Source organism: Streptomyces sp. NBC_01551 (genome assembly GCF_026339935.1).
Classification (GTDB): Bacteria; Actinomycetota; Actinomycetes; order Streptomycetales; family Streptomycetaceae; genus Streptomyces.
In genome coordinates this window covers 22,238-34,088 of sequence record NZ_JAPEPX010000007.1, presented here as the reverse complement: position 1 = coordinate 34,088, position 11,851 = coordinate 22,238, and the positions used below count along the sequence as shown (strand labels likewise).

The following is an 11,851-nucleotide window of genomic DNA, read 5'->3' as shown; positions in this document are numbered from 1 at the left end:
GGAGGCGTTCGAACGGGCCGGCATCGACCCGCGGACCCTGCGCGGCAGCCGGACCGGCGTTTTCGCCGGCGTCATGTACCACGACTACGCCTCCCGGCTCGCGGCACTGCCCGAAGGCGTCGAGGGCTTCCTCGGCACGGGCAACGCGGCCAGCGTGATCTCCGGCCGGCTCTCGTACACCTTCGGCCTGGAGGGCCCGGCGGTCACCGTCGACACCGCCTGCTCCTCCTCCCTGGTGGCCCTGCACCTCGCCGTGCAGGCGCTGCGCAGCGGGGAATGCTCGCTCGCCCTGGCGGGCGGCGTGACCGTGATGGCGACTCCCGCGGCCTTCGTGGAGTTCAGCCGGCAGCGGGGCCTCGCGGCCGACGGCCGCTGCAAGGCGTTCTCCGCCGACGCCGACGGCACGGGCTGGTCCGAAGGCGCCGGGGTGCTCCTGGTGGAGCGCCTCTCCGACGCCCGCCGCAACGGGCACCCGGTGCTGGCCGTGGTCCGGGGTACGGCGATCAACCAGGACGGCGCGAGCAACGGCCTGACGGCCCCCAACGGGCCCTCGCAGCAACGCGTCATCCGCCAGGCCCTCTCCAACGCCGGTCTGTCCGCCGCCGACGTCGACGCGGTGGAGGCCCACGGCACGGGCACGACCCTCGGCGACCCGATCGAGGCCCAGGCGCTCCTGGCCACCTATGGGCAGGACCGCCCGGCGGACCGGCCGCTGCTCCTCGGCTCGATCAAGTCCAACATGGGCCACACGCAGGCCGCCGCCGGTGTCGCCGGGATCATCAAGATGGTCATGGCGATGCGGCACGGGGTCCTGCCCAAGACGCTGTACGTGGACCAGCCGACCCCGCACGTCGACTGGGCGGCGGGAGCCGTGAGCCTTCTGGACTCGGCCACGGACTGGCCGCGGACGGGCCGCCCGCGCCGGGCCGCCGTCTCCTCGTTCGGCTTCAGCGGCACCAACGCCCACGCCGTCATCGAGCAGGCCCCCGAGCCGGTGGAGCCCGAGGCGGGGACCGTGCCGGCCCGGGTGCCGGGCAGCCTGCCGTGGCTCCTCTCGGCGAAGGACCCGCAGGCCCTGCGCGACCAGGCCGCGCGCCTGGCGGCGCATGTGGTCGAGCACCCCGAACTGTCCCTCGTGGACGTCGGCCACGCCCTGGCCACGAGCAGGACCGCCCTCGACCGGCGCGCCGCCGTGGTCGCGGAGGACCGCGAGGGCTTCCTGGCCGGTCTCGCCGCGCTCGCCGAGGGCGAGTGGGCGGCCGGCCTGCTGGAAGGCTCGCCGACCGTCGGCAAGCTGGCGTTCCTGTTCACCGGACAGGGCAGCCAGCGGCTGGGCATGGGGCGTGAGCTGTACGAGACCTACCCGGTCTTCGCCGCCGCCCTGGACGCGGTGGGCGAGCGACTGGACCTCGAACTGCCGCTGAAGGAGGCCCTGTTCGGAGACGAAGCGGACCTGCTCGACCGTACGGAGTACGCGCAGCCGGCCCTGTTCGCGGTCGAGGTGGCGCTGTTCCGTCTGCTGGAGTCGTACGGCGTGCAGCCGGACTACCTGTCCGGCCACTCCATCGGCGAGATAGCCGCCGCGCACGTCGCCGGGGTGCTGTCCCTGGACGACGCGTGCGCCCTGGTCGCGGCCCGTGGCCGCCTGATGCAGGCGCTGCCCGCCGGCGGCGTGATGATCGCCGTGCAGGCGTCGGAGGACGAGGTCCTGCCGCTGCTGACCGACCGCGTCAGCATCGCGGCCGTCAACGGCCCGCAGTCCGTGGTCGTCGCGGGCGACGAGGACGCCGCGACGGCGATCGCCGAGTCGTTCCCCGACCGGAAGACCAAGCGGCTGACCGTCAGCCACGCCTTCCACTCGCCCCACATGGACGGCATGCTCGACGCCTTCCGCGAGGTCGTCGAGGGGCTGACGTACGCGAGCCCCCGCATCCCGATCGTGTCCAACCTGACCGGCGCCCTCGTCACCGACGACGAGATGGGTTCCGCCGACTTCTGGGTCCGGCACGTCCGCGAGGGCGTCAGGTTCCTCGACGGCATCCGCGCCCTGGAGGACGCGGGAGCCGCCACCTACCTCGAACTCGGCCCCGAGGCCGTCCTCTCCGCACTCGCGCAGGACTGCCTCACCCGCGACGGTGCGGCCTTCCTCCCCGTCCTGCGCGCGGAGCGCCCCGAGGAAGCCACCCTCGGTTCGGCCCTCGCCCAGGCGCACCTGCGGGGCATCGCCGTCGACTGGGACGCGTACTACACGGGCACCGGCGCACGCAGGGCCGACCTGCCCACGTACCCCTTCCAGCGCCAGCGCTACTGGCTGGAGGCGCCCGCCCACGCCCTCAGTGGCGACGTCGCGTCCGCCGGGCTCGGCCCGACCGCGCATCCGCTCCTCGGCGCGGCGGTCGACCTGCCCGACTCGGACGGGTTCCTCTTCACCGGGCGGCTCTCCCTGCGCACCCACTTCTGGCTGGCCGACCACCGCGTCGCGGGCACCGTCCTGCTGCCGGGCGCCGCGCTGGTCGAACTGGCCGTCCGTGCGGGCGACCACGCCGGCTGCGGGCGCCTGGACGAGCTGACCCTCGAAGCGCCCCTGGTGCTGACGGAGACGGGCGGGACGCAGCTGCGGCTCGCGGTGGCCGAGCCGGACGCGCAGGGGCGCCGGGCCTTCCAGGTCTACTCGCGCCCCGAGCAGACCGCCCCCGACGAGCCGTGGACCCGTCACGCCGACGGCGTCCTGGCCCCCGAGGCCACGGACACCGGCATCGAGGCCCTGGGGGAGTGGCCGCCGGCCGGTGCCGTCGCCTGCCCCGTTGACGACCTGTACCCGGGCTTCGACGGCATCGGACTCGGCTACGGCCCCGCCTTCCGCAACCTCCGCCGGGCCTACCGGCTCGGGGACGAGGTGTTCGCCGAGGTCACCCTCGACGAGGACCGCCTCCCGGAAGCCGCCCCGTACGGTCTCCACCCCGCGCTCCTCGACGCCGCCCTGCACGCCGTCGGCCTCGGGGAGTTCTTCCCCGAGGGCCCGCAGGGCGCGCGGCTGCCGTTCTCCTGGGACGGCGTGCGGCTGCACGCCGCCGGCGCTGCCGGATTGCGCGTACGGATGGCACCGGCGGGCCGGGACGCGGTGACGCTGACCCTGTGGGACGGGAGCGGGGAGCCGGTCCTGACCGTCGACTCGCTCGTCCTGCGCCCCTTCGCCGCCGACGGCATCGCTGCCGCCGCCGGTTCCGGTACCGGACCCGTACGCGAGGCGCTGTTCCAGGTCGACTGGACCGCCCTGACGCTGCCCGAAGCCGCGCCGGAGTCCGGTGCCGGCTGGGCGCTGCTCGGCGCGGACCCGCTCAAGACCGGCGCCGGCCTGGAACGGGCCGGGATCCTCGACGACGCCTGCGGATCGGCGTACCCGGACCTGAACGCCCTGGGCGAGGCCTTCGACGTGGCCGAGGCCCTGGGGGAGCCGGCACCGGAGACGGTCCTCGTCTCGCCGGCGCCCGACCTCGCGGCACCGGATGCGGCCTCGGCCGCGCACGCCGCGACCGCGCACGCCCTGGACCTCGTCCAGGGGTGGCTGGCGGACGAGCGGTTCGCGGCCTCCCGGCTCGCGGTCGTCACCCGCGGGGCCGTCGCCGCCGACCCCGACGAGGACGTCACGGACCTCGCGCACGCCGCCGTGTGGGGCCTGGTGCGCTCCGCGCAGGCCGAGCACCCCGGCCGGTTCGTCCTGGTCGACCTCGACGGCGAGGCCCCCTCCTACGGGGCCCTGCCCGCCGCGCTCGCCACCGACGAGACCCAGCTCGCCCTGCGCGGGGGGACCGTACGGGCGCCCCGGCTGGCCCGCGCGGCCCTCACCCCGCCCGCGCCCGCGGCCGCAGCCGAGGGCGAGGGCGAGGGCGAGGGCGAGGGCGCCACCCGCGCCGTCGACCCCGAGGGCACCGTCCTGATCACCGGGGCCACCGGCACCCTGGGCGGCCTGTTCGCCCGGCACCTCGTCGCCGAGCACGGCGTACGTCACCTGCTGCTCACCAGCCGGCGGGGCGCGGCGGCGGACGGCGCCACCGAACTCGCCGATCAGCTGGTCGCGTCGGGTGCCCGGGTCACCTGGGCGGCCTGCGACGCGGCCGACCGGGACGCGCTGGCCGCCCTGCTGGCCTCCGTACCGGCCGGACACCCGCTGACGGCCGTCGTGCACACCGCCGGTGTGCTCGACGACGGCACCGTCACCTCGCTCACGCACGAGCGGGTCGCGAAGGTGCTGCGGCCCAAGGCCGACGCGGCATGGAACCTGCACGAGCTGACCCGGCACCTCGACCTGGCGGCGTTCGTCCTGTTCTCCTCGGCGGCCGGCGTGTTCGGCAACGCCGGACAGGCCAACTACGCGGCCGGCAACACCTTCCTCGACGCGCTCGCCCAGCACCGCCGGGCCCAGGGCCTGGCGGGCCTCTCGCTCGCGTGGGGCCTGTGGGACGACGAGGCCGGCATGGCCGCCACCCTCGACGACCAGGACCGGCGCCGCCTCGGCCGCGGCAGCATGAACGCGCTGTCGGAGGCCGACGGGCTGGCCCTCTTCGACGCTGCCCTGCGGGCGTCGACGGCCGCGGTCGCCGAGGCCGGGGAGCCGGGGAGCGCGAGCCTGCTCGTGCCCGCCCGGATCGACCTCGCCGCCCTCCAGGCCCAGGTGGGCGACACCGTCGCCCCGCTGCTGCGCGGCCTGCTCCGTACACCCGTACGACGCAGGACGAGCGGCGGCGCCTCCGCGGACGCCCCGGGGACGCTGGCCGATCGGCTGGCCCAACTCCCGCCCGCCGAACGGGACCGGGTGCTGCTCGACACGGTCTGCACCCACGTCGCCCAGGTACTGGGCCACAACGGCGCGGCCGCCATCGAACCGGGCAGCGCGTTCAAGGAGCTGGGCTTCGACTCGCTGACCGCCGTCGAGCTGCGCAACCGGCTCGGCGCTGCCACCGGACTCCGGCTCCCGGCCACGCTCATCTTCGACTACCCGACCCCCGAACAGCTCAGTGGATACCTGCGCTCCGCCCTGCCCCTCGGCGCCGGCGGACCCACCGTCTTCGGTGAACTCGACCGGCTGGAAAGCGCGTTGGGCGCGGTGGACGCGACGGACGCGGACAGCGTCACCCGCTCGCGGATCACGATGCGCCTCCAGGCCCTCATGGCCAAGTGGAACGCCGGCCAGGACACCGGACGGCGCACCGGCACCGACGAGGACACCGACGACGACCTCGACGCGGTGACCGACGACGAGCTCTTCGACCTGCTCGACGACGAACTCGGCGCCTGAGCACGCCGGGCGGGGCACCCCGCCCCGCCCGGCACCCCGAACACCCCGAACACCCCGAACACCCCGAACACCCCGAACACCCCGAACACCCCGAACACCCCACGGACAGACCCGTACGACCGCCTCTCTGGCATGGAGCCCACGCACATGGTGAACGAGGACAAGCTTCGCGACTACCTCAAGCGGGCGACCGCCGATCTGCGCCAGGCCCGCAGGCGGTTGCGCGAGGTGGAGGAGCAGAACCAGGAACCCGTCGCGATCGTCGCGATGAGCTGCCGCTACCCGGGCGGCGTCCGCAGCCCCGAGGACCTGTGGCGGCTCGTCGCCGACGGTGACGACGCCGTCTCCGGGTTCCCCGTCGACCGGGGCTGGGACGTGGAGTCGCTCTACGACGCCGACCCCGACAGCGCCGGATCCAGCTACGTCAGCGAGGGCGGCTTCCTCTACGACGCCGCCCGCTTCGACCCCGCCCCCTTCGGCATCTCCCCGCGCGAGGCCCTGGCCATGGACCCGCACCAGCGGCTCCTGCTGGAGACCTCCTGGGAGGCGTTCGAGCGGGCCGGCATCGACCCGACGTCCCTGCGCGGCAGCCGGACGGCCGTCTTCGCCGGCGTCATGTACCACGACTACACCGCCCGCCTCGACTCCGTCCCCGAAGGCGTCGAGGGCTTCCTCGGCACCGGCAGCTCCGGCAGCATCGCCTCCGGCCGCGTCGCGTACACCTTCGGCCTCGAAGGCCCCGCCGTCACCGTCGACACGGCCTGCTCGTCCTCCCTGGTCACCCTGCACCTCGCGGTGCAGGCCCTGCGGGCGGGGGAGTGCACCATGGCCCTCGCCGGCGGGGTCACCGTGATGGCGACCCCGGCCACCTTCACCGAGTTCAGCCGCCAGCGCGGCCTGGCCGCCGACGGCCGCTGCAAGCCCTTCGCGGCCGCCGCCGACGGCACCGGCTGGGGCGAGGGCGTCGGCATGCTGCTCGTGGAGCGGCTGTCGGACGCGCAGCGCAACGGACACCCGGTGCTGGCCGTGATCCGCGGCTCCGCGATCAACCAGGACGGCGCGAGCAACGGCCTGACGGCCCCCAACGGGCCCTCGCAGCAGCGCGTCATCCACCAGGCGCTCACCAACGCCCGCCTCACCACCGCCGAGGTGGACGTCGTGGAGGCGCACGGCACGGGTACGACCCTGGGCGACCCGATTGAGGCGCAGGCCGTGCTCGCGACGTACGGGCAGGACCGGCCGGCGGACCGGCCGCTGCTGCTCGGCTCCATCAAATCCAACATCGGTCACACCCAGGCCGCGGCCGGTGTCGCGAGCATCATCAAGATGGTCGAGGCGATGCGGCACGGCGTCGTCCCCAAGACCCTCCACCTCGACGAGCCGACCCCGCACGTGGACTGGGAGGCGGGCGCCGTCTCCTTGATCGGCGAGAGCGTCCCCTGGCCGCGGACCGGTGCCCCGCGTCGTGCGGGTGTGTCGTCGTTCGGGTTCAGCGGGACGAACGCGCATGTGATCGTGGAGCAGGCGCCGGAGGCGGACGCGGATACGGCTGAGTCCGTTGAGCCGGATGTTCGTTCTGGGATGCCGGTGGTGCCGTGGGTGCTGTCGGGCAAGAGCGCGGGGGCGTTGCGGGCGCAGGCGGAGCGGCTGTCCGGCTGGCTGGCGGGTGTGCCGGGTGTGGATCCGCTGGATGTGGGCTGGTCGTTGGCGGCGACGCGTGCGGGGCTGGATCACCGGGCCGTCGTTCTCGGCGATCACGCTGCCGGTGTGGCTGCGGTTGCGTCGGGTTCGCTGGCCGCTGGTGTGGTGACCGGGTCCGTGGTCGGTGGCAAGACCGCCTTCGTGTTCCCGGGTCAGGGCTCGCAGTGGGTGGGCATGGCGGCGGGGCTGCTCGACGCCTCGCCCGAGTTCGCCGCGCGGGTGGATGAGTGTGCGAAGGCGCTGGAGCCCTTCACCGACTGGTCGTTGGTGGATGTGCTCCGGGGTGCCGATGGCGTGCCCTCGCTCGACCGGGTGGATGTCGTGCAGCCGGCTCTGTTCGCGGTGATGGTGTCGTTGGCTGAGGTGTGGCGTTCGGCGGGTGTGCGTCCGGGTGCGGTGATCGGGCATTCGCAGGGTGAGATCGCGGCCGCCTGCGTCGCCGGGATCTTGTCCCTGGAGGACGCGGCTCGTGTCGTGGCTTTGCGGAGTCAGGCGATCGGGCGGGTGCTGGCCGGCTTGGGCGGCATGGTGTCCGTGCCGCTGCCCGCTGCCGAGGTACGTGAGCGGATCGCGCCGTGGGGTGAGGAGCGGATTTCCGTCGCTGCCGTCAACGGCCCGTCTTCCGTGGTCGTCTCCGGCGAGGTCCAGGCCCTGGAGGAGCTCCTCGCCTCGTGTGAGGCGGACGGGGTTCGTGCCAAGCGGATCGCGGTGGACTACGCCTCGCATTCGGCGCAGGTGGAGCTGCTCCGTGAGGAGCTCGACACCCTTCTCGCCCCGATCGTTCCGCAGGCGGCGGAGGTTCCGTTCCTGTCCACGGTCACCGGCGAATGGGTCAGCGGCACCGAGCTGGATGCCGGTTACTGGTTCCGCAACCTGCGTCAGACAGTCGAGCTGGAGCAGGCGACCCGCACGCTCCTGGAGCAGGGCTTCGGTGTGTTCATCGAGTCGAGTCCGCACCCGGTGCTGACCGTCGGCATGCAGGAGACCGTCGAGGACGCGGGCCGCGAGGCTGCGATCCTGGGCTCCCTGCGCCGCAACGAGGGCGGTCTGGAGCGTTTCTGGCTCTCCTTGGGTGAGGCCTACGTCCGCGGCGTGACGGTCGACTGGGACGCGGTCTTCGCCGGCACCGGCGCCCAGCGCGTCGACCTGCCCACCTACGCCTTCCAGCAGGAGCACTTCTGGCTCGAAAGCGGTACCGCCCCGGACGCCGGCCCCGCCGTGTCCCCGGCCGACACCGCCGACGCCCACTTCTGGGAGGCCGTCGAGCGCCAGGACGTGGCCGCCCTCACCGCCGAGCTGGCCATCGACGGGGACGAGACGCTCACCGCTCTCCTGCCCGCGCTGTCCTCCTGGCGGCGCCGTCGGCAGGAGCGCTCCACGGTCGACGGCTGGCGCTACCGGATCACCTGGAAGCCGGCTCCCGAGCCCGCCGCCACCCGTCTCACCGGCACTTGGCTCGTCGCGGTCCCGGAGGCCGGTGAGGGAGCCGACGCCGTCGTGCGCGCGCTCGCCGAACACGGGGCCGATGTACGGCAGATCGCGGTCCCCCGTACCCACGACGCCCGTGCCGAGCTGGTCGAGCGGATCCGTGAGGCACTCGCCGACGGCCCCGCCGTGGCGGGCGTGCTGTCCCTCCTGACCCCCGCCGGGGCCGAAGCGGAGCCGATCGGCTCCGCCGCGCCCGCCGGGGTGATCGCCACCCTCGCGCTCGTCCAGGCCCTCGGTGACGCCGACGTTGCCGCTCCGCTCTGGTGCGTCACCCGTGGCGCGGTGTCCGTGGGCCGTTCCGAGCAGCAGGCCGATCCCGCGCAGGCCCCGATCTGGGGACTCGGCCGCGTCACGGCCCTGGAACACGGCGAGCGTTGGGGCGGTCTGATCGACCTGCCCGCGCAGACCGACGCCCGGACGCTCGGACGACTCGTCGGCGTGCTTGCCGGGGACGCCGCCGAGGACCAGGTGGCCGTGCGGTCCTCGGGGCTCTTCGTGCGACGTCTCGTGCGGGCCCGGCTGGCCGAAACCCCGCCGGTGCGCGAGTGGCGTCCGGCCGGGACGACGCTGGTCACCGGTGGTACGGGCGCCCTGGGTGCGCACGTGGCCCGCTGGCTGGCGGAGAACGGCGCCGAGCACCTGATCCTGACCAGCCGCCGCGGGGCCGAGGCGCCCGGCGCGGACGGGCTGCGCGAGGAACTGACGGCCCTGGGCGCCGAGGTCACGCTCGCCGCCTGCGACGTCAGCGACCGCGACGCCCTCGCCGCCCTCCTGGCCTCCGTCCCCGCCGACCGGCCGCTGACCGCCGTCGTACACACCGCCGCCGTCCTCGACGACGGAGTGATCGAGGCGCTCACGCCCGAGCAGGTCGAGCGCGTCCTGCGGGTCAAGGTGGACGCCACGCTGCACCTGCACGAGCTGACCCGCGACCTCGACCTGTCCGCGTTCGTCCTCTTCTCCTCCTTCGCCGCCACCTTCGGCGCCCCCGGCCAGGGCAACTACGCGCCGGGCAACGCGTTCCTCGACGCCTTCGCCGAGTACCGGCGCGCCGCCGGGCTGCCCGCCACCTCCCTCGCCTGGGGCCCCTGGGGCGACGGAGGCATGGCCGAAGGCGCCGTCGGCGACCGGATGCGCCGCCACGGCGTCATCGAGATGGCTCCCGAGCGGGCCGTCAGCGCACTCCAGCACGCGCTGGACCGTGACGAGACCACGCTGACCGTTGCCGACATGGAGTGGAAGCGCTTCGTCCTGGCCTTCACCTCCGGCCGCGCCCGGCCGCTGCTGCACGACCTGCCCGAGGCGCGGCAGGCCATGGAGCACGCCCGTACCGACGCGGCCGAGGACACCGGCAGCGCCGCCGTCCTCACCCGGCAGCTCGCCGGGCAGCCCGAGGCCGAGCAGGAACGGCTGCTGCTGGAGCTGGTCCGTACCGCCGTCGCCGCCGTCCTCGGCTACGCCGGGCCCGACGCCGTCGAGGCCGGCCGGGCGTTCAAGGAGCTGGGCTTCGACTCCCTCACCTCCGTTGAGCTGCGCAACCGCCTGAACGCCGCCGCCGGCCTCAAGCTGCCGCCCACCCTCGTCTTCGACTACCCGACGCCCACCGTCCTCGCCCGCCACCTGCGGGCAGAGCTCGCCGGGCAGGGCGCGGTCGGCGCCACGCTCGTACCGACTGCCTCCGCCTCCGCGTCCGACGCCGAGCCGATCGCCGTCGTCGCGATGAGCTGCCGCTTCCCCGGCGGCGTCCGCAGCCCCGAGGAACTGTGGCAGCTGCTCGCCTCCGGCGGCGACGCCCTCTCGCAGTTCCCGGCCGACCGGGGCTGGGACGTCGAGGCGCTGTACGACCCCGACCCCAACGCGCAGGGCACCTCCTACACCCGCGAGGGCGGCTTCCTCTCCGACGCGGCCGCCTTCGACCCGGCGTTCTTCGGGATCTCCCCGCGCGAGGCCCTGGCCATGGACCCGCAGCAGCGGCTGCTGCTGGAGACCTCGTGGGAGGTCTTCGAGCGGGCCGGCATCGACCCGGACACCCTCCGCGGCAGCCAGTCCGGCGTGTTCGTCGGGACCAACGGCTCCGACTACTCCCACCTCGTACGGGGTGCGGCCGACGGCCTCGAAGGACACCTGGCCACCGGCAGCGCGGGCAGCGTCGTCTCCGGCCGGCTCTCGTACACCTTCGGCCTGGAGGGCCCGGCGGTCACCGTCGACACGGCCTGCTCGGCATCGCTCGTGGCCCTGCACCTCGCGGTGCAGGCGCTGCGGAGCGGCGAGTGCTCCATGGCCCTGGCCGGCGGTGTGACGGTCATGTCCACGCCTGGCACCTTCATCGAGTTCAGCCGCCAGCGAGGCCTGTCCACCGACGGCCGCTGCAAGGCGTTCTCCGCCGACGCGGACGGCTTCAGCCCGGCCGAGGGCGTCGGCATGCTGCTCGTGGAGCGGCTGTCGGACGCGCGGCGCCACGGGCACCCCGTGCTGGCCGTGGTCCGGGGTACGGCCATCAACCAGGACGGCGCGAGCAACGGCCTGACGGCTCCGAACGGCCCCTCCCAGCAGCGCGTCATCCGCCAGGCCCTGGCCAACGCCCGCCTGACGACGGCCGAGGTGGACGTCGTGGAGGCGCACGGCACGGGTACGACCCTGGGCGACCCGATCGAGGCGCAGGCCCTGCTGGCCACGTACGGGCAGGACCGGCCGGCCGATCAGCCGCTGCTGCTCGGCTCGATCAAGTCCAACATCGGTCACGCGCAGGCCGCCGCCGGCGTGGCCGGTGTGATGAAGATGGTGCTGGCCATGCAGCACGGCATGCTGCCGCAGAGCATCCACATCGCCCAGCCCACCCCGCACGTGGACTGGAGCGCGGGCGAGGTGGCCCTGCTGACCGAACAGCGGGCCTGGCCCGAGACCGGGGGCCGCCCCTGGCGAGCGGGAGTGTCGTCGTTCGGGTTCAGCGGGACCAACGCCCATGCCATCATCGAGCAGGCCCCGGCGGAACAGGGGTCCGACGAACAGGCGACCCCTGCGTCGTCGACCCCCCCCCCTACTGACCGCGACCACCCCGGACGACACCGGTTCCGACCGACGGACCCCGCTGCCCTGGCCGCTGACGGCCAAGACCGAGAAGGCGCTGCGCGGCCAGGCGGAGCGACTGCTGAACCACCTCGCCACCCGTCCTGACCTGCGACGCGTCGACGTCGGCCACTCCCTGGCCACGACCCGCACGGCACACGACCGGCGCGCGGTACTGATCGGCCGGGACCCCGAGGAACAGCTCGTGGGCCTGGCCGCCCTGGCCGCCGGAGGCACCGCACCCCTGCTCGTCCAGGGGTCGGTCATCGGGGGCAAGAGCGCGTTCGTGTTCCCCGGACAGGG

At 74.4% G+C, this 11,851-nt stretch carries 2 protein-coding genes; both read left to right on the top strand.

Features of this window, described 5'->3' with window-relative positions; translation table 11 throughout:
- A partial coding sequence (locus OG982_RS30765) for a type I polyketide synthase (RefSeq protein WP_266950251.1) occupies positions 1-5,296 on the top strand: 5,296 nt, incomplete at its 5' end.
- A 147-nt stretch (positions 5,297-5,443) separates the two neighbouring features.
- Positions 5,444-11,656, top strand: coding sequence for a type I polyketide synthase (locus tag OG982_RS30760; protein WP_266950245.1), 6,213 nt, complete (start codon positions 5,444-5,446; stop codon positions 11,654-11,656).
- The last annotated feature ends 195 nt before the right edge of the window (positions 11,657-11,851 follow it).

Coding starts and splice junctions, on each gene's coding strand:
- OG982_RS30760 (WP_266950245.1), top strand. CDS start 5,444: ATGGTGAACGAGGACAAGCTTCGCGACTACCTCAAGCGGGCGACCGCC.